The sequence below is a fragment of the Pseudomonas sp. S2_E01 genome, assembly GCF_054668365.1.
The window spans coordinates 316,066-333,776 of record NZ_CP162762.1 but is presented as its reverse complement, the minus strand read 5'-3'; the positions used below and the strand labels follow the sequence as shown (position 1 = coordinate 333,776).

19 protein-coding genes and 1 other RNA gene are annotated in these 17,711 nt (G+C 59.7%); 4 read left to right on the top strand and 16 right to left on the bottom strand.

Features of this window, described 5'->3' with window-relative positions:
* Positions 1–3: 3 nt before the first annotated feature.
* From mraY to rsmI, 9 genes are all read right to left on the bottom strand, one after another.
* Positions 4–1,086 (bottom strand): phospho-N-acetylmuramoyl-pentapeptide-transferase, encoded by a 1,083-nt coding sequence (mraY, locus tag AB4O36_RS01640; RefSeq protein ID WP_460121072.1) that lies wholly within the window; start codon positions 1,084–1,086, stop codon positions 4–6.
* The gene (locus AB4O36_RS01635) at positions 1,086–2,453 is read right to left on the bottom strand and encodes a UDP-N-acetylmuramoyl-tripeptide--D-alanyl-D-alanine ligase (RefSeq protein ID WP_460140935.1); all 1,368 of its coding nucleotides are present in this window, start codon (positions 2,451–2,453) and stop codon (positions 1,086–1,088) included. Before AB4O36_RS01635 ends, mraY begins: the two co-directional genes overlap by 1 nt.
* Positions 2,446–3,909: a UDP-N-acetylmuramoyl-L-alanyl-D-glutamate--2,6-diaminopimelate ligase gene (locus AB4O36_RS01630; protein ID WP_460140934.1), complete on the bottom strand. Its 1,464-nt coding sequence runs from the start codon at positions 3,907–3,909 to the stop codon at positions 2,446–2,448. The genes AB4O36_RS01635 and AB4O36_RS01630 overlap by 8 nt, the downstream gene beginning before the upstream one ends.
* Positions 3,909–5,648, bottom strand: coding sequence for a peptidoglycan D,D-transpeptidase FtsI family protein (locus AB4O36_RS01625; protein WP_460126557.1), 1,740 nt, complete (start codon positions 5,646–5,648; stop codon positions 3,909–3,911). The genes AB4O36_RS01630 and AB4O36_RS01625 overlap by 1 nt, the downstream gene beginning before the upstream one ends.
* Complete coding sequence (gene ftsL / locus AB4O36_RS01620; RefSeq protein WP_368555240.1) at positions 5,648–5,941, bottom strand: cell division protein FtsL; 294 nt, start codon at positions 5,939–5,941, stop codon at positions 5,648–5,650. The genes AB4O36_RS01625 and ftsL overlap by 1 nt, the downstream gene beginning before the upstream one ends.
* A complete protein-coding gene (gene rsmH / locus AB4O36_RS01615) occupies positions 5,938–6,885 on the bottom strand; it encodes a 16S rRNA (cytosine(1402)-N(4))-methyltransferase RsmH (RefSeq protein WP_460140933.1) in 948 nt (315 codons plus the stop codon). Before rsmH ends, ftsL begins: the two co-directional genes overlap by 4 nt.
* A complete protein-coding gene (mraZ, locus tag AB4O36_RS01610; protein ID WP_186530428.1) occupies positions 6,882–7,337 on the bottom strand; it encodes a division/cell wall cluster transcriptional repressor MraZ in 456 nt (151 codons plus the stop codon). Before mraZ ends, rsmH begins: the two co-directional genes overlap by 4 nt.
* Positions 7,338–7,692: 355 nt before the next feature.
* An RNA gene (rnpB, locus tag AB4O36_RS01605) (RNase P RNA component class A) lies at positions 7,693–8,045 on the bottom strand.
* 74 nt (positions 8,046–8,119) lie between these two features.
* Entirely contained in the window at positions 8,120–9,025 is a 906-nt protein-coding gene (rsmI, locus tag AB4O36_RS01600) for a 16S rRNA (cytidine(1402)-2'-O)-methyltransferase (RefSeq protein ID WP_460121063.1), read from the bottom strand.
* Positions 9,026–9,201: 176 nt separating this feature from the next.
* Here rsmI and AB4O36_RS01595 point away from each other — a divergent pair, with 176 nt between their 5' ends.
* The 4 genes from AB4O36_RS01595 to AB4O36_RS01580 all read left to right on the top strand — a co-directional run bounded on the left by AB4O36_RS01595 (position 9,202) and on the right by AB4O36_RS01580 (position 12,633).
* Positions 9,202–11,013: a penicillin-binding protein activator gene (locus tag AB4O36_RS01595; RefSeq protein WP_460140932.1), complete on the top strand. Its 1,812-nt coding sequence runs from the start codon at positions 9,202–9,204 to the stop codon at positions 11,011–11,013.
* Positions 11,013–11,375, top strand: a complete 363-nt coding sequence (locus tag AB4O36_RS01590) for a YraN family protein (protein ID WP_460121058.1) — start codon at positions 11,013–11,015, stop codon at positions 11,373–11,375. Before AB4O36_RS01595 ends, AB4O36_RS01590 begins: the two co-directional genes overlap by 1 nt.
* Before the next feature lie 89 nt (positions 11,376–11,464).
* Entirely contained in the window at positions 11,465–12,058 is a 594-nt protein-coding gene (locus AB4O36_RS01585; protein WP_368555245.1) for a phosphoheptose isomerase, read from the top strand.
* Complete coding sequence (locus AB4O36_RS01580) at positions 12,055–12,633, top strand: BON domain-containing protein (RefSeq protein WP_460121056.1); 579 nt, start codon at positions 12,055–12,057, stop codon at positions 12,631–12,633. Before AB4O36_RS01585 ends, AB4O36_RS01580 begins: the two co-directional genes overlap by 4 nt.
* Positions 12,634–12,797: 164 nt before the next feature.
* Here the strand turns inward: AB4O36_RS01580 and AB4O36_RS01575 are convergent, their stop codons facing one another.
* The 7 genes from AB4O36_RS01575 to rplM form a co-directional block, all read right to left on the bottom strand.
* Positions 12,798–13,211, bottom strand: a complete 414-nt coding sequence (locus AB4O36_RS01575) for a ClpXP protease specificity-enhancing factor (RefSeq protein WP_460121054.1) — start codon at positions 13,209–13,211, stop codon at positions 12,798–12,800.
* Between the two features lie 16 nt (positions 13,212–13,227).
* Positions 13,228–13,845, bottom strand: coding sequence for a glutathione S-transferase N-terminal domain-containing protein (locus tag AB4O36_RS01570; protein WP_460121052.1), 618 nt, complete (start codon positions 13,843–13,845; stop codon positions 13,228–13,230).
* Between the two features lie 150 nt (positions 13,846–13,995).
* On the bottom strand, positions 13,996–14,778 hold the full coding sequence (locus AB4O36_RS01565; RefSeq protein WP_460121050.1) for a cytochrome c1: 783 nt from the start codon (positions 14,776–14,778) through the stop codon (positions 13,996–13,998).
* Entirely contained in the window at positions 14,778–15,989 is a 1,212-nt protein-coding gene (locus AB4O36_RS01560) for a cytochrome b (protein ID WP_460121048.1), read from the bottom strand. Before AB4O36_RS01560 ends, AB4O36_RS01565 begins: the two co-directional genes overlap by 1 nt.
* Entirely contained in the window at positions 15,989–16,582 is a 594-nt protein-coding gene (gene petA / locus AB4O36_RS01555) for a ubiquinol-cytochrome c reductase iron-sulfur subunit (RefSeq protein ID WP_368555251.1), read from the bottom strand. The genes AB4O36_RS01560 and petA overlap by 1 nt, the downstream gene beginning before the upstream one ends.
* Before the next feature lie 266 nt (positions 16,583–16,848).
* Positions 16,849–17,241 carry a 30S ribosomal protein S9 gene (gene rpsI, locus AB4O36_RS01550; protein WP_119427677.1) on the bottom strand — a complete coding sequence of 131 codons (393 nt, stop codon included), beginning with the start codon at positions 17,239–17,241 and terminating at the stop codon, positions 16,849–16,851.
* Between the two features lie 14 nt (positions 17,242–17,255).
* Positions 17,256–17,684: a 50S ribosomal protein L13 gene (gene rplM, locus AB4O36_RS01545; protein ID WP_003228062.1), complete on the bottom strand. Its 429-nt coding sequence runs from the start codon at positions 17,682–17,684 to the stop codon at positions 17,256–17,258.
* Positions 17,685–17,711 lie beyond the last annotated feature (27 nt).

The following is a 17,711-nucleotide window of genomic DNA, read 5'->3' as shown; positions in this document are numbered from 1 at the left end:
GTTCTACCTCAGCTTCAGGGTGGCAAGGCCGATCAGCACGAGAATCACGGTGATGATCCAGAAACGGACGATCACGCGTGGCTCGGGCCAGCCCTTGAGTTCAAAGTGGTGGTGTATCGGCGCCATGCGGAACACACGGCGACCGGTCAATTTGAAGGAGGCCACCTGGATGACCACCGACAGGGTTTCCATCACGAACACGCCGCCCATGATGAACAGCACGATTTCCTGGCGAACGATCACCGCGATGGTGCCCAGGGCTGCGCCGAGCGCCAGTGCGCCGACGTCGCCCATGAAGACTTGGGCCGGATAGGTGTTGAACCAGAGGAACCCCAGGCCCGCACCGATCAGCGCGCCGCAGAACACGATCAGCTCGCCCGCGCCCGGTACATAAGGAATGAGAAGGTATTCGGCGAACTTCACGTTACCCGACAGGTAGCAGAAGATCCCCAGGCCACCGCCGACCATCACGGTCGGCATGATTGCCAGGCCGTCGAGGCCATCGGTCAGGTTGACCGCGTTGCTCGAGCCGACAATCACGAAATAGGTCAGGACGATGAAGCCCGCGCCCAGCGCGATGCTGTGGTCCTTGAGCATCGGCAGGATCAGCGTGGTCTCGACCGGCGTTGCTGCGGTCTTGTACAGGAAGATCGCCGCCGCGAGGCCGAACACCGACTGCCAGAAATACTTCCAGCGGCTTGGCAGGCCACGGGAGTTCTTCTCGATGACCTTGCGGTAGTCATCCACCCAGCCGATGGCGCCGAACAGCAGGGTGACCAGCAAGACCACCCAGACATAACGGTTGCTCAGGTCAGCCCACAGCAGCGTGCTGACGCCGATCGAAGACAGGATCAGTGCGCCGCCCATGGTGGGCGTACCCGACTTGGACAGGTGCGATTGCGGACCATCGTTGCGAACGGACTGGCCGATCTGACGGTTCTGCAGGGTGCGGATCATCCAGGGGCCATAGCACAACGACAAGACCAGCGCGGTCAACACACCCAGAATCCCGCGCAGGGTCAGATACTGGAAGACCGCGAAGCCTTTGTAGAACTGTTGCAGATACTCCGCTAGCAGCAGCAGCATTAATGTTTCTCCGGACTGGACCCGCACAAGGCCGCGACGATGTTTTCCATCGCCGCGCTGCGCGAACCCTTGATCAAAATGGTGGTGTTTGTGTCTTGCTCGGCGCCCAGGGCCTCGATCAGCGCTGCCTGGGTGGCAAAGTGATAAGCCTGTTCGCCAAAAGCGTTCACGGCGTGAGTCATCATCGGACCCACGGCATACAGAGCCGAGACCTTGCCACGGGCGTACTCGCCCACGTCGTGGTGCCCCTGCTGCGCCCAGTCGCCCAATTCGCCGATGTCCCCGAGCACCAGGACGGTGCGGCCGGGAAAGCCGGCGAGAATATCAACGGCTGCGCACATGGAAGTGGGGTTCGCATTATAGGTGTCATCGATCACGCGCATGCCATTGCTGGCCAACTGCGCCACGGTGCGGCCCTTGACCGGCTGCACCGCGCCAAGGCCGGTGGCGATACCGAACAACGACACGCCCAGGGCATACGCTGCCGCAGCAGCGGCCATGGCGTTGGCCACGTTATGGGTGCCGAGCAGGTTCAGTTGAACGTGCTCCACACCTTCGGGGCTGTGCAGTTTGAACGACGGGCAACCACGAGCATCGGTGGACAGGTCGCTGGCATGGAAGTCCGCCTGGCTGTTGGTCAGGGCGAATGTCAGCACCCTGCGACCGGCGGCGCGGGTTTTCCAGATGTCGAATGCCTTGTCGTCAAGATTGAGCACGGCGACGCCATCGGCGGCCAGCCCTTCGATGATCTCGCCCTTGGCTTCGACGATCTTGTCCGGGCCGCCAAACTCGCCAACGTGGGCAGTCCCGGCGTTGTTGAGGATGGCGACGTGGGGTTTGGTCATAGCGACGGTGTAGGCAATCTCGCCGAGGCGCGATGCGCCCAGTTCGATGACGGCGGCGCTGTGCTCTGGCGCGAGTTCGAGCAGGGTCAGCGGTACGCCGAGGTCGTTATTCAGATTGCCACGGGTGGCGTGCACAGGCCCGCGCGTGCGCAAGATGCTGGCGAGCATTTCCTTGACCGTGGTCTTGCCGCTGGAACCGGTCACGGCGGCGACGGGCTTGTCGAAGGCTGCACGGTTCAACGCACCGAGTTGCCCCAGCGCCTGACGGGTATCGCCGACCTGCAGTTGCGGCAAGGTGCTGTCAGAAACTTCCCGCTCGACCAGCGCGCCAACGGCGCCTTTAGCCGCGACCTCATTCAGATAGTCATGACCATCAAAACGCGGACCGGTCAGCGCGATGAACAACTGGCCCGGTTGGATGGCCCGGCTGTCGATGCTGACGCCGTTGAAAGTGGCTTCCTTGCTGACCAGGCGGCCGCTGAGGGCGGTGGTCAGTTCACTGAGTTTCAAAGCTTTAAGCATGGGCCACCTCCCACGCGGTCAGGGCGCGATCGGCCTCGACCAGGTCCGAAAAATCATGGCGCTCGCCGTTGATTTCCTGGTAGTCCTCGTGCCCCTTGCCGGCCAGAACGATCACATCGTCCGCCGAAGCTCCGGCGATCAACTGGGCGATGGCCTGGCCGCGACCCGCCACGAAGGTGACGTTATCCACATTCGAGAAGCCGGCGCGGATGTCATCGAAAATCACCGAGGGATCTTCGGTACGCGGGTTGTCATCGGTGACCAGGACGCCATCGGCCAAACGCTCGACCACTTCGGCCATCAGCGGACGCTTGCCGCGATCGCGATCACCGCCGCAACCGAACAGGCAGAGCAATCGGCCCTTGGCGTGGGGACGCAGCGCCGTCAGTACTTTTTCCAACGCATCCGGGGTGTGGGCGTAGTCGACCACCACCAGCGGATGAGTGCCGCCACCCAGGCGCTGCATGCGCCCTGCCGGGCCTTCGAGCTCGGGCAGGACCTTGAGAATTTCATCCAGTGCGTAATCCAGACCGAGCAAGGCGCCAATGGCGGCCAACACGTTGCTCAGGTTGAACCGGCCGAGCAAGGTACTGCGCAAATGGTGCTCGCCTTGCGGCGTGACCAGCGTGGCGCGTACGCCTTCGTCGTCGAATTGCGCATCGCGGCAGAACAGGTAGGCGCTGCGGTCGAGCAAGCTGTAGGTAATCAGCCGCGGCTCACGTTTTTCACTGGCCAGTTGCTTGCCGAAATCGTCATCGAGGTTAACCACCCGGCATTTCAGGTCGTTCCAGGCGAACAGCTTGGCCTTGGCTTCGCCGTAGGCCTGCATGGTGCCGTGGTAATCCAGGTGATCGCGGGACAGGTTGGTCATCACCGCCACGTCGAACGCCAATGCACTGACCCGGCCCTGGTCCAGTCCGTGGGACGACACTTCCATGGCGACAGCCTTGGCGCCGGCCTTTTTCAAGTCGGCCAGGGTCGCCTGCACCGCAATCGGGTTCGGGGTGGTGTGCAGGCCGCTTTGCAGCGCGCCGTAGAAACCGGTGCCCAATGTTCCAACGATGCCGCAGTGCTGGCCGAGCAGGTCCAGAGCCTGGGCCACCAATTGGGTCACACTGGTTTTGCCGTTGGTGCCGGTAACGCCCACCAGGTTCAGGTGACGGCTCGGCTCACCGTAAAAACGTCCGGCGATGTCCGACAGTTGCGCCGCGAGCCCCTTGACCGGAATCAGCGGAACGTCGGTGATCGGCAACACGGTGGCGCCTTCGACTTCATAAGCCACCGCCGCCGCACCGCGCTGCAAGGCATCGCCAATGTGCGCGCGGCCATCGAAGCGTCCGCCCGGCACGGCCAGGAACAGGTCGCCGGCGCGCACATTGCGGCTGTCGATCGTCAACTCACGGATCAGCAGATCGCGGCCAGCGTGGGCGAAAATCTTGTTCAGGCTTAGAGACATCAGCCGCGCCCTCCATTGGCTTTCAGTGGAATGGCCGGAACCGCGTTGGCCTGTTGGACCGGCGGCAAGTTGTCCGGCGTGATATTCATCAGACGCAAGGTCCCGGACATCACTTTGCTGAATACGGGCGCAGAGACCAGGCCACCGAAGTAGCCGGCCTTGGTGGGCTCATCGATGACAACGACGATGGCGTAGCGAGGGTCGCTCATCGGCCCGAAACCGGCGAACAGTGAGCGATAAGAGTTTTCGGCATAGCCTTTGGTGCCGACCGAGGTTTTACGTGCAGTACCGGACTTGCCGCCCACGTGATACGCCGGCACTTGGGCACGGAATACACCGCGCGGTGCTTCGATCACTTGCTGCAGCATGGTCTGCATGGTTTTCGCGACGTTTTCCGGCAGCACTTGCGTGGTTTGCGGTGCCTTGTCGGTCTTGATCAGGGTCAGTGGTGCCAGGCGGCCGTTGTTGGCCAGGGCCGAGAAGGCATGGACCAACTGGATTGCAGTCACGGAAATACCGTAGCCGTAGGACAACGTCGCCGTTTCGGCCTTACGCCATTCGCGGTAGTTGGGCAGGTTGCCCACACGCTCACCCGGGAAGCCCAGACCGGTGTCCTGGCCGAGGCCGAGCTTCTGCGCCAGACGGAAGATGGTTTCGCCACCGATGTCGAAGGCCACCTTACTCATACCGACGTTACTGGAGTTGATCAGGATGCCGGTCATGTCCAGCACCGGACCTTCGGTCTTGGACACGTCCTTGATGGTGTATTTGCCGATCTGCAGCGTGCCCGGGTAAACCTCGACGCTGTCGGTTGGTTTCCAGCGTCCGGTTTCGATCGCGGCACTCATGGAGATCGCCTTCATGGTCGAGCCTGGCTCGAACACGTCGATCATCGCGCGGTTACGCATCATTGCCGGCTGCAGGTTGCGACGGTTGTTCGGGTTGTAGGTCGGCTGGTTGACCATGGCGAGGATCTCGCCGCTCTTCACGTCCATGATCACCAGGCTGCCGGCCTTGGCACCGTTCTCGATGATCGCGTTACGCAACTCGCGGTTGGCCAGGTATTGCAGGCGCAGGTCAATGGACAACGCCAAGGGCTTGCCGGCCTTGGCGTTTTTTGTCACCTGAACATCTTTGATAAGTCGCCCGCGCCGGTCCTTGATGACCTGTCGCTTGCCGGGCACCCCGGCGAGCCACTCATCGTAGGCCAGCTCGACGCCTTCACGCCCGTGATCATCGATGTCGGTGAAGCCGACCATGTGCGCGGTCACCTCACCAGCAGGATAGAAGCGGCGGAACTCTTCGATGCCGTAGACGCCCGGTACTTTGAGGTCGAGCACGGACTGGCCCTGCTCGGGGGTCAACCCACGAACCAGGTAAATGAATTCCTTGTTGGCTTGCGCCTCAAGGCGCTCGGCCAGGGCTTTCGGATCCTGACCCAAGGCAGCCGCCAGTGCTGGCCACTTCTCTTTGGCCAGTTGCATTTCCTTGGCATTGGCCCACAGCGTGGTGACCGGCGTACTGACGGCCAGCGGCTCGCCGTTACGGTCGGTGATCAGGCCACGGTGTGCCGGAATCGGGATATGGCGAACACTGCGCGCGTCGCCTTGGCCTTTGAGGAAGGCACGGTCAACCACTTGCAGGTCGATGATGCGCCAGCAAATGGCCGCGACCATGACGCCGAGCAGGCCCAGCACCAGGCGAAACCGCCACGGGAACAGTGCGCCTTCAAGCTTCATCATGGCGCCACCATCTGCACGTCAGCGGCGCCAGGAATGTGCATCTTCAGTTGTTCGGTGGCCAGCACTTCGATACGGCTGTGGGCGGTCCAGGTGCTCTGCTCGAGAATCAACCGCCCCCACTCGGCCTGCGCCTTGTCGCGCACGCTCAACTCGTTGTACAGCGTGTTCAATAACTGACGGTTCCAGTGGGCGCTGTAGGACACGCCGATGGCCGACACGAGCACGCCAACAAACAGCAGCAACATGAAGAAGCTGCCGCCTGGCAGGGGTTTGGCGAAAAGCTTGCTCACCGCAACTTCTCCGCAACGCGCATGACGGCGCTGCGAGCACGTGGGTTGGCTTTGAGTTCGGCCTCGGAGGCGGACTGCGCTTTGCCATGGACTTTGATTTTGGGTTCGAAAGCCACGTGACGAACCGGCAGGTTGCGCGGCAGGTTGTCGGCTTCGCCTTTTACCAGCTTGCGCATGAACAGTTTGACGATGCGGTCTTCCAACGAGTGAAAGCTGATCACCACCAGGCGACCACCGACTTCCAGGCATTCCAGTGCGGCCTCGAGGCCGGCTTCCAGATCACCCAGTTCGTTGTTGACGTGAATACGCAGGCCCTGGAACGCACGGGTCGCCGGGTTCTTGCCCTTCTCCCATGCCGGGTTGGCGACTTTCAGCACTTCAGCCAGGTCGCCCGTGCGCTCGAATGGCGCGATGTCGCGACGCTCGACCACGGCACGGGCCATGCGTCCGGAGAATCGCTCTTCACCGTATTCCTTGAATACGCGGGCAATTTCTTCCACTGGCGCGGTATTGACGAACTCGGCCGCGCTGATGCCGCGGGACGGGTCCATGCGCATGTCCAGCGGACCATCGTTGAGGAAGCTGAAACCGCGCTCAGGGTCATCGAGCTGTGGCGAGGATACGCCCAGGTCGAGCAAAACGCCGCTCACCTTGCCGGCCAGACCACGTTCGGTCACTTCCGACCCAAGCTCGGCAAAGCTGCGCTGCACAACGACAAAGCGGCCGTCTTCGGCCGCTAGCGTCTGCCCGGTGGCAATCGCTTGAGGATCCTTGTCGAATCCGAGCAACCGGCCATCGGGACCGAGCTTGCTGAGAATCAACCGACTGTGCCCTCCGCGCCCGAACGTGCCATCCAGATAGCAGCCATCAGCACGCACGGCGAGAGCCTCGACAGCCTCGTCAAGCAGTACGGTGATGTGGTTAAAGCCGCTATCAATAGTCACAAGATCAAATCACGCAGTTCATCAGGCATGGCGCCCGGTTGTTGAATAGCAGCAAGGTCGGCGGCAGAAACCGCGTTCCAGGCATCTTCGTCCCACAATTGGAACTTGTTCAGTTGGCCCACCAACATCGCGCGTTTATCCAACCTGGCATATTCACGAAGACGCGGCGGTACCAGAAAACGACCACTGCCATCGAGCTCGAGGTCGACGGCATTACCAATCAGCAAACGTTGCAGACGACGGTTCTCTTCGCGAAGCGAAGGCAGTGCGCGCAGCTTGGTTTCAATAATTTCCCACTCATCGAGGGGGTAAACACACAAACATGGATCAACGGCATCAATGGTGACGATCAACTGTCCGGAACTACGCGAAACGAGCTCGTCACGGTACCGGCTCGGCATGGCGAGACGGCCCTTTGCGTCGAGACTGATAGCGTTAGCTCCGCGAAACACGTCAGCGTTTCTCCAAATATTAGCGTTTTGCTCTCAAAAAACCCACTTCATGCCACTTTCCGCCACTTGCGCACACTATAGGAACGCGCCCACTGCACCGTCAAGGCGCGGATTAAAGGAAAACCCTTACAGAACTGAGATTTAGGAGCACATCAGGAGGGGTAACGAGAATCTGGAGGTGGAATCTGCCCAACAATTCGAATGAACACAGAAAGCTGCGCTCACAAGTTAAAGTAATTTATTAAGAGTAAGATTTTTTCGGTATTACAAGGTGGGTTCTGCGAATCATTTACAAGGAGGGAAATTGCCATTACGCGCACCCTGCTCATGACTTTAAACAGGGAGAAAGGAAAAGGTGGAGAGTCGATCTGTAAGCCGGGTTCTGTCTTGAACAGTCATTCGTCTACGATGGCCATCACTGGACATCTTTAGCAACCTACCCGGTCCCAGCGCGGGCCACGCCTTGGGACCCTATTTGGTCTTGCTCCAAGTGGGGTTTACCTAGCCACGAACTGTTGCCAGACGTGCGGTGCGCTCTTACCGCACCTTTTCACCCTTACCGGTGCCGAAGCACTTAGGCGGTTATTTTCTGTGGCACTTTCCGTAGGCTCACGCCTCCCAGGCATTACCTGGCACTTCGCCCTATGGAGCCCGGACTTTCCTCCCCCCCTAATTTTCATAGCGGGCAGCGACTGTCCGATCGACTCTCCGCCGCAAAGGTTAACGGCAGAGCGCCCGAAGAACAAGCGCTAAACGCCTCCAGGCGCGTCGCGCGTCGGCTTTCACTCGCCTTTCTGTTTCTCCAGGGCGACCTGATAAAGAACGTTCTTGCGCTCGCCGGTAATTTGCGCCGCCAAGGCTGCGGCCCGCTTGAGCGGCATCTCCTCGAGCAACAGGTCGAGAATGCGCATGGCTTCACTGCTCACGGCATCCTCGGTCTCGGGGGCGGACCAGCCAGCGACCAGCACAACGCACTCCCCGCGCTGCTGGTTGCTGTCCGACTCGACGAACTCGCGCAGCTCGGCCAGGGGCAAGCCCTTGAGCGTTTCAAAGGTCTTGGTCAGCTCGCGGGCCAGCAACGCCGGGCGCTCGGGCCCGAATACAAGTTCCATGTCCTGCAGGCACTCAAGAATGCGATGCGGCGCCTCATAAAAAATCAGCGTGCGCGGCTCTTCCCTGACCTGCTCCAGGCGGGAACGTCGGCCGACAGTCTTGGCCGGCAAAAAGCCTTCGAAAATGAACCGATCCGACGGCAGGCCCGCTGCGGATAGCGCAGCGATCAAGGCGCAAGCCCCCGGCACCGGCACCACATTGACGCCCGCCGCTCGAGCCTGGCGAACCAGGTGATAACCAGGATCGGATATCAGCGGCGTTCCGGCATCGGAGATCAGCGCCACGTCATCGCCCGCCAGCAAACGGGCGATGAAGCGGTTACCTTCGTCGCGCTCGTTGTGCTCATGGCAGGCAGCCAGCGGCGTGGAAATACCAAAATGCTGCATCAATCGCTGGGAATGACGCGTGTCTTCGGCAGCGATCAATGCCACCTCCCGCAGGATTTTCAGCGCACGCGCACTGATGTCGTCCAGGTTGCCGATGGGCGTCGCCACCACATAAAGCGAGCCAACAGCGGAATTCAAAGCACCTGGGGCAGTCAAAGCGCACACCTCATGAACGGTAAAAGCCGCCATTGTAACCCTTGGCGACGCTTTCGACAGGCACTGACAAACGCGGTTTTTTCGAGGTTTCATGCCGGCCTGCGACGATTGCATGAGCTAAATTGATCGATTCACGCCAGTAACATCGCGCCCCGGCCAGTGCTTGGGTACAATTCCACGCTAATTTGATCGAGTATCAGGAACACTACATGATCGCTTGCCTGCGGCTGTTTACTGCCCTCTGCCTCGCTGCCCTACTGGCGGCCTGCGCCAGCTCGCCGTCCTCCAGCCTTGACGAAATCCCACGGACCGCGGATGCCAGCATCGAGCAACTGCTCGATCAGGCTGCGAAAAGCAAAACGCCGGAACAAGCGGCACTGTATCGCTTGAGTGCAGCCGACCTGGCCTATCGCCAGGGCAATGCCGGCCAGTCCGCGCAAATCCTGCAACAGGTACCGGTCGAGCAACTCAAACCGGGCCAACAGGTGTTCGCCAACACCCTGGCGGCTGAACTCGCCATGACCCGCAACCAGCCAAAAGCCGCGCTAACGGCCCTGAACCACCCGAGCCTGCAACAACTGGCCGAGCTGCCGGTCGAGCAACAGGTTCGGACCGGCACGGTGCGCGCTCGCGCCCTGGAAGCCGACGGTCAGACCCTTGCGGCCGCTCGTGAGCGCATCTTCATTGCTCCGATGCTCAGCGGCGAAGCAGCCAGTAAAAACCACGAAGCGATCTGGACACTGATCGCTTCGCTGCCGACCGACCAATTGCAACCGTCGAGCAACGACGACCTCGGCGGCTGGCTTGCCCTGGCGCTGGCGGTGAAAACCGCCGGCACGCTGGAACAACAGCAAGCGGCCATCGACCAGTGGCGCGCCCAGAACCCGAAACACCCGGCCGCCATCCAGTTGCCACAAGCGCTGACCAACCTCAAGGAACTGGCCAGCCAGCCCCTGAGCAAGATCGCCCTGCTGCTGCCACAAGACGGCCCGTTGGGCTCGGTGGGCAAAGCCCTTCGCGACGGTTTCATGGCCGCTCACTACCAGGCTCAACAGGCCGGCCAAAAGCCGCCAGCCATTGCCTTCTATGACAGCTCGCGCCTGACGTCGCTCGACGAGTTCTACCGCAAGGCGCAAGCCGACGGTGTGCAACTGGTGGTCGGCCCCCTGGAAAAGCCGCTGGTCAAACAACTCAGCACTCGCCCCCAATTGCCGATCACCACGCTGGCACTGAACTACAGCGAGGGCACGCAGGGTCCGGCGCAGTTGTTCCAGTTCGGCCTGGCTGCCGAGGACGAAGCTCGCGAAGTGTCCCGCCGCGCTCGCGCCGACGGCCTGCATCGCGCTGCGATCATGGTGCCGAAAGGCGAATGGGGCGATCGCGTGCTGCGCGCATTCAGCCAGGACTGGCAAGCCAATGGCGGCAGCATCGTGGCCACCGAGCGAGTCGATCAGCCGGTGCAACTGGCCCAGCAGATTGCCGACATGTTCCAGCTGCGCCAGAGCGAAGGTCGCGCCAAGAGCCTGCAAAGCACCGTTGGCTCGCAGGTGGCTGCCCAGCCTTCGCGTCGTCAGGACATCGAGTTCATCTTCCTGGCCGCCACGCCTCAACAGGCCCAGCAGATCAAACCAACCCTGAACTTCCAGTACGCCGGTGACGTACCGGTCTACGCCACCTCTCACGTGTTCAGTGCCAGCGGCGACGTCAACCAGTACAACGACATGAACGGCATTCGCTTCTGCGAAACCCCGTGGTTGCTGGAAGCCAACGACCCGCTGCGCCAACAAGTCACCGCGCAATGGCCACAAGCGGCAGGCAGCCTCGGTCGCCTGTATGCGATGGGGGTCGATGCCTATCGCCTGGCCCCGCGCCTGGGTCAACTCAAAGCCCTGCCAGACAGTCAGATCGAAGGTCAATCCGGCAGCCTGAGCATGACGCAGAACCAACGCGTCGTTCGTCAGTTGCCCTGGGCCGAGTTCGTCGACGGCCAGGTTAAACGCCTGCCGAACACCCCGCGCTGATGCCCGAGAGGTCACGCCAGCAACGCGGCAAGGATGCCGAGCGCCATGCGCTCGAGCATCTGCAACAACAGGGTCTGCGCCTCCTGGCGCAGAACTGGTTGTGTAAACGGGGTGAGCTTGATCTGGTCATGCTGGAGGGCGATACAGTAGTATTCGTTGAAGTTCGCTACAGAAAAAACACTCAATGGGGTGGCGCACTCGATAGCATCGATAAGCGCAAACAGCAGAAACTGATCCTTGCCGCGCAGTATTTTCTTCAGCGCGAGCCGCGTTGGGCCAATTCCCCCTGCCGTTTCGACGTGGTCGCCATCGACAGCGATCACGATGAGTTGAATTGGCTGCAGAATGCCTTCGACAGCTGATCACCTGCCCCGGACACCTACACCCAAATTTTGCTCTTTGCTTTGCGGGCTGCACATTCATGTGGGCCGCGCCAATTAAGGTCACACAGATGGACATGCAATCCCGAATTCGCCAGCTTTTTCAGGCCAGTATCGATACCAAGCAAATGGCGATGGACGTACTTGCACCGCACATCGAGCAAGCCAGCCAGGTCATGGTCAACGCCCTGCTCAACGAGGGCAAGATGCTGTCCTGCGGCAACGGCGGGTCTGCCGGCGACGCCCAGCACTTCTCGTCCGAGCTGCTCAACCGTTTCGAGCGCGAACGCCCGAGCCTGCCGGCCATCGCCCTGACCACCGATAGCTCGACGATCACCTCGATCGCCAACGACTACAGCTACAACGAGGTCTTCTCCAAGCAGATCCGCGCGCTTGGCCAGCCGGGCGATGTGTTATTGGCGATTTCCACCAGCGGCAACTCCGCCAACATAATTCAAGCGATCCAGGCCGCACATGATCGCGAAATGATTGTCGTAGCATTGACGGGACGTGACGGTGGCGGCATGGCGTCGCTGCTGTTGCCCGAGGACGTGGAAATTCGCGTACCGGCCAACGTCACCGCACGTATCCAGGAAGTCCACCTGCTGGCGATCCATTGCCTTTGCGACTTGATCGACAGCCAACTGTTCGGGAGTGAAGAATGACCCCTAATCGCCTTGGCCTTCTGGCCTTGACCCTGTGCCTTGGCATCAGCGGCTGCACCTCGGTGGTTAACGCCAGCCGGGAAGCACCTATCGATGACGACCGCGGCACACGTACCCTGGGCAGCAAGATCGACGATTCCCTGATCGACACCAAGGTCGGCGTGAACGTGCGCAAGGCCGACCCGGCCCTGGACAACGAATCGCACATCGTCGTCACCAGCTACAACGGCATTGTGCTGCTCGCCGGGCAAACCCCGCGCGAAGACCTCAAGGCCAAGGCCGAACAGGCCGCCGCCGCAGTGCAGCGCGTCAAAAAGGTCCACAACGAACTGCAAGTACTGCCACCGTCAGGCTTCCTGGCCCGCCAGAACGACACCTGGCTGACCTCGAAGATCAAGACGCAGATGCTCACCGACCCCAACATCCCGGGCTCTCGCATCAAGGTGGTCACCGAGAACGGCATCGTCTACCTGCTGGGCCTGCTGACCAAGCAGGAAGCAGCCCAGGCGACCAATCTGGTGCAGAGCGTTTCCGGCGTGCAGAAGATTGTGAAGTTGTTCGAATACATCGACTGATAGCTGTATTCCCATCCCTGTAGGAGCGAGCACGCTCGCGATGATAGCCCAGACACCGCGGGCCTTCAGACAGCCCGCGTCATCGCTAACGACCATCGCGGGCAAGCTCGCTCCTACGGGGGACTCGGGCACAAAAAAGGCGATCCATCTGGATCGCCTTTTTTTTATTTCACCACTTTCAAACTTGGACGACCGCTGGGACGCGGCGGTTCATCGTCCGGTGGAGGCAGGTCATCATCCGGCTCGATCTCGTCCTCGCCTTCCATAGGCGATTCCAGATCGAAGACCATGCCCTGGCCGTTCTCACGGGCGTAAATGCCCAGAATCGACGCGATAGGCACGTACAGGGTGTGAGGCACCCCACCGAAGCGCCCTTCGAAACTGACGGCTTCGTTGTCCATGTGCAAATGACGCACAGCAGCCGGCGATACGTTGAGTACGATCTGGCCGTCACTGGCGAAACCTTGAGGCACCTGTACCGACGGATACTCGGAATTGACCAGCATGTGCGGGGTGCAATCGTTATCCACAATCCACTCGTAGAGCGCGCGGACCAGATAAGGTCGACTGGAGTTCATAGCGGCTCCTTAAGCCTTAGCGCATATCGCGCTCGACACCAGACAGACTCGCCTGGAAAGTCTCACGCGCAAACTGGCGCTCCATGTAATCAAGCAGCGGCTTGGCAGGCCGCGGCAGTTCAATACCCAGAATCGGCAATCGCCAGAGTATTGGCAATAGGCAGCAATCCACCAGACTTTGTTCCTCACTGAGGAAAAACGGCTTGTCGGCAAACAGCGGCGACACGCCAGTCAGGCTTTCACGCAGTTCCTTGCGAGCGACAACGCGAGCAGCTTCCTTGGTTCGCGAATCCAGGATCAGATCTACCAGGCCACACCAGTCACGCTGGATACGATGAATCAGCAAACGACTGTTGGCACGCGCCACGGGATAAACCGGCAGCAAAGGCGGGTGCGGGTAACGCTCATCCAGATATTCCATCACCACGGTCGACTCCCACAATGCCAGGTCACGATCGACCAGGGTGGGCAGGCTTCCATAGGGGTTCACCTCAATCAGTTTAGGCGGCTGGCGGCCAGCTTCCACGTAAATGATCTCGGCGCTGACACCCTTCTCTGCCAGTACGATGCGCACCCGGTGGGAATAGTGGTCGGCGGGGTCGGAGTAACAGGCCAACCGATTGGTCACGCCCATGGCGGTCCTCCTCGCTTGTAGAATTTATCGAAAGCGGAAAAACGAGCGCGCCCAGAGGGTGCCTCCCGTAACGCCTGGATGACCAGGATCGTTACACTTTCAGAGGCGCCCTTGGGCGCGCGCGATTAACAGCAATTGCTTGAAACGTTATCAGTGCACGTCTTTCCAGTATTCGCGCTTGAGCAGGTAAGCGAATACAAAGAAGAACGCCAGGTACAGCAAGACATAAGTACCAATGCGCTGATGTTGCAACTTAACCGGGTTAGCCGAATAAGCCAGGAAGGTTACCAGATTCTTCACCTTCTCATCGAACTGCTCTTCGGTCAGAGCACCGCTCTTCGGCACGATGGTCAGCTGGTCGCACGCTTCATGAGTCAATGCGGTACCGGTCAGCGGATCATATTGCTTCTTGCCGTCTTCGACGATCTGCACTTGTTTGCAACCTACGACCTGGCGACCTTGCAGGCCCACCAGTACGTTAGGCATACCCACGTTCGGGAACACCTTGTTGTTCACACCCCAAGGACGCGCTGGATCTTCGTAGAACGACTTCAGGTAACCGTAGAGCCAGTCAGTACCACGAACGCGAGCCACCAGGGTCAGGTCAGGTGGCGCAGCACCGAACCAGGTCTTGGCGTCCGCCGGCTGCATGCCGATATTCATGTGGTCGCCGATCTTGGCGCCCGTAAGCACCAGGTTCGACAACATCAGATCATGGGGAATGCCCAGGTCGTCGGCAACACGTTCATAGCGCTGGAACTTGGCGCTGTGGCAGCCCATGCAGTAGTTGGCGAATGTACGTGCGCCATCCTGCATGGCGGCCTTGTCGGAAACGTCGATATCGACCTTTTCCAGCTCCGGACCACCATGTTCAGCCGCGAAGGACAGTACAGGCAAAGCAGCAAGAATCAGTACAGCAAATAGCTTTTTCATCAGCCAGTCACCCTATCCGGAACCGGTTTGGTCTTCTCGAGCCTGGTGTAGAACGGCATCAAAATGAAGTAGGCGAAGTACAGGAAGGTGCAGACCTGCGACAGCAACGTACGGCCAGGGTTTGGCGCCAGTACGCCCAGCACGCCCAGGATCACGAACGAAATGCAGAACACCCACAGCCAGATCTTGCTCAGCCAGCCTTTGTAGCGCATCGACTTGACAGGACTACGGTCCAGCCACGGCAGGACGAACAGGACCGCGATGGCCGCGCCCATGGCAATAACACCGAGCAGCTTGTCCGGAACCGCGCGCAAGATCGCGTAGAACGGCGTGAAGTACCAGACCGGAGCGATGTGCTCTGGGGTCTTGAAGGCGTTCGCCACTTCGAAGTTAGGCTTCTCGAGGAAATAACCACCCATTTCCGGGAAGAAGAACACGATCGAGCAGAAGACAAACAGGAACACCACGACACCGACGATATCTTTCACGGTGTAGTACGGATGGAACGGAATACCGTCCAGCGGGATGCCGTTTTCGTCTTTGTGTTTTTTGATATCCACGCCGTCCGGGTTGTTCGAACCGACCTCGTGCAGGGCCAGGATGTGCAACACCACCAGACCGAGAATCACGATCGGCAGGGCGACCACATGGAGGGCGAAGAAGCGGTTCAGGGTGATGCCGGAAATCAGGTAGTCACCACGGATCCACTGGGTCAGGTCGTCACCGATGACCGGGATCGCACCGAACAGCGAGATGATCACCTGGGCACCCCAGTAGGACATCTGGCCCCATGGCAGCAGGTAGCCCATGAAGGCTTCCGCCATCAGCGCCAGGTAGATCAGCATGCCGAAGACCCACACCAACTCACGCGGCTTCTGGTACGAACCGTAGAGCAGGCCACGGAACATGTGCAGGTAAACCACGATGAAGAACGCCGAAGCGCCGGTGGAGTGAAGCAGACGCAGGATCGAGCCGTACTCGACGTCGCGCATGATGTATTCAACGGAAGCGAAAGCCTCTTCCGCCGATGGGGTGTAGCTCATGGTCAGCCAGACACCGGTGACGATCTGGTTGACCAGAACGAGCAGTGCCAGGGAGCCAAAGAAGTAGAAGAAGTTGAAGTTCTTCGGGGCGTAATACTTGCTGAGATGGTCTTCCCACATTTTGGTCGCGGGAAAGCGCGCATCAACCCAATCCATGAACTTGCTCATCACGCTTTCTCCGTATCGACGCCAACGACAATGATCTCGTCGGACTCATAGGAATGCGGGGGTACTGGCAGGTTCAAAGGCGCAGGTTGCGACTTGTAGACACGGCCAGCCAGATCGTAGTGGGAACCGTGGCAAGGGCAGAAATAGCCACCTACCCAGTCTTTACCCAGATCCGCGGGCGCCACTTCCGGACGGAAGGTTGGCGAGCAACCCAGGTGCGTGCAGATGCCGATCAGCAGCAGAATCTCGGGCTTGATCGAACGCACTTCCGGATCGACATAAGTCGGTTGAACAGAGTTCTTGGAGGTCGGGTCAGAGAGCTGGCCCTCGATCTTTTTCAGATTCCCCAGGATTTCCTCAGTACGGCGGACGATGAACACCGGCTGACCGCGCCACTCAGCAACCATCTGCTGGCCTGGCTCGATTTTGCTGACATTCACTTTCACCGGTGCACCTGCAGCTTTCGCCTTGGCACTGGGAAACCATGACCCCACGAACGGGACCGCAGCCCCCACCGCTCCTGCAGCACCCACCACGGATGTGGCTGCTACCAAGAAGCGACGCCGGCCTGCATTCACGCCGTCATTGCTCATTCAGTCCTCTCCCATCAGCTTTGTGGCCTGTTAAATCAGGCATCTACTAAATAAAACTATGTACTTATAAAAATTTTGCCGAATGGTAATGAAAAGCCCCAATCCTGACAAGGTAATTACCGAAGGGCTCCAGTGCCAAGCCTTGCAGTATAGGGGCTCTACGGATGTGGCACGTTGTCACAGAGCAATTCTTTGTTAAATCGCGCACATAAAAAAACGCCCAGCTCCGTAAGGGGCTGGGCGTTCTTTTTGAACGAGAAAGCGAATTAACGCTTCGAGTACTGCGGACGCTTACGCGCTTTACGCAGACCGACTTTCTTACGTTCAACTTCACGGGCGTCGCGGGTAACGAAGCCAGCTTTGCGCAGAGCGCTACGCAGGGTTTCGTCGTAGTCCATCAGAGCGCGAGTGATACCGTGGCGGATTGCGCCAGCTTGACCACTTACACCACCGCCGATCACGGTGACGTAGATGTCGAACTTCTCGACAGTCTCGGTCAGCTCCAGCGGCTGACGAACTACCATGCGGGCAGTTTCGCGACCGAAGAAGGTTTCCAGCGAACGGTTGTTGATGGAGATGTTACCAGTACCCGGACGCAGGAAAACGCGTGCGGTTGCGGTCTTGCGACGGCCAGTGCCGTAATTTTGAGTCGCCGACATAATGAACTATTCCGTTAAATCTTCAGTTCTTGGGGCTGCTGAGCAGTATGAGGGTGTGCAGCGCCCGCATAGACTTTCAGCTTACGGTACATGTCGCGACCCAGCGGGTTCTTAGGCAGCATGCCTTTGACCGCGGTCTCGATCACGCGCTCAGGGGCCTTGGCGATCAGCTTTTCAAAGTTGATCGACTTGATGCCGCCCGGGAAACCGGAGTGGGAGTAGTACATTTTGTCAGTGGTTTTAGCACCGGTAACACGGATCTGCTCGGCATTGATAACGACGATGTAGTCGCCGGTGTCAACGTGAGGAGTGTACTCAGGCTTGTGCTTGCCACGCAGACGGCTCGCGATTTCGGTGGCCAGACGACCCAGGGTCTGACCAGCAGCGTCGACGACAAACCAGTCGCGCTTTACTGTTTCCGGTTTAGCAGTAAAAGTTTTCATTCTTTATAGCCTCAGGGGCCGCCCTGT

What these genes read in the sequence shown, in the direction of transcription:
- AB4O36_RS01635 (WP_460140935.1), bottom strand. Translation starts at nt 2,453, where the DNA reads ATGCTTAAAGCTTTGAAACTCAGTGAACTGACCACCGCCCTCAGCGGC.
- mraY (WP_460121072.1), bottom strand. Translation starts at nt 1,086, where the DNA reads ATGCTGCTGCTGCTAGCGGAGTATCTGCAACAGTTCTACAAAGGCTTC.
- petA (WP_368555251.1), bottom strand. Translation starts at nt 16,582, where the DNA reads ATGAGCAATGACGGCGTGAATGCAGGCCGGCGTCGCTTCTTGGTAGCA.
- AB4O36_RS01580 (WP_460121056.1), top strand. Translation starts at nt 12,055, where the DNA reads ATGACCCCTAATCGCCTTGGCCTTCTGGCCTTGACCCTGTGCCTTGGC.
- AB4O36_RS01585 (WP_368555245.1), top strand. Translation starts at nt 11,465, where the DNA reads ATGGACATGCAATCCCGAATTCGCCAGCTTTTTCAGGCCAGTATCGAT.
- rplM (WP_003228062.1), bottom strand. Translation starts at nt 17,684, where the DNA reads ATGAAAACTTTTACTGCTAAACCGGAAACAGTAAAGCGCGACTGGTTT.
- AB4O36_RS01630 (WP_460140934.1), bottom strand. Translation starts at nt 3,909, where the DNA reads ATGTCTCTAAGCCTGAACAAGATTTTCGCCCACGCTGGCCGCGATCTG.
- AB4O36_RS01575 (WP_460121054.1), bottom strand. Translation starts at nt 13,211, where the DNA reads ATGAACTCCAGTCGACCTTATCTGGTCCGCGCGCTCTACGAGTGGATT.
- AB4O36_RS01595 (WP_460140932.1), top strand. Translation starts at nt 9,202, where the DNA reads ATGATCGCTTGCCTGCGGCTGTTTACTGCCCTCTGCCTCGCTGCCCTA.
- AB4O36_RS01565 (WP_460121050.1), bottom strand. Translation starts at nt 14,778, where the DNA reads ATGAAAAAGCTATTTGCTGTACTGATTCTTGCTGCTTTGCCTGTACTG.
- rsmI (WP_460121063.1), bottom strand. Translation starts at nt 9,025, where the DNA reads ATGGCGGCTTTTACCGTTCATGAGGTGTGCGCTTTGACTGCCCCAGGT.
- AB4O36_RS01570 (WP_460121052.1), bottom strand. Translation starts at nt 13,845, where the DNA reads ATGGGCGTGACCAATCGGTTGGCCTGTTACTCCGACCCCGCCGACCAC.
- rpsI (WP_119427677.1), bottom strand. Translation starts at nt 17,241, where the DNA reads ATGTCGGCGACTCAAAATTACGGCACTGGCCGTCGCAAGACCGCAACC.
- AB4O36_RS01625 (WP_460126557.1), bottom strand. Translation starts at nt 5,648, where the DNA reads ATGAAGCTTGAAGGCGCACTGTTCCCGTGGCGGTTTCGCCTGGTGCTG.
- AB4O36_RS01590 (WP_460121058.1), top strand. Translation starts at nt 11,013, where the DNA reads ATGCCCGAGAGGTCACGCCAGCAACGCGGCAAGGATGCCGAGCGCCAT.
- AB4O36_RS01560 (WP_460121048.1), bottom strand. Translation starts at nt 15,989, where the DNA reads ATGAGCAAGTTCATGGATTGGGTTGATGCGCGCTTTCCCGCGACCAAA.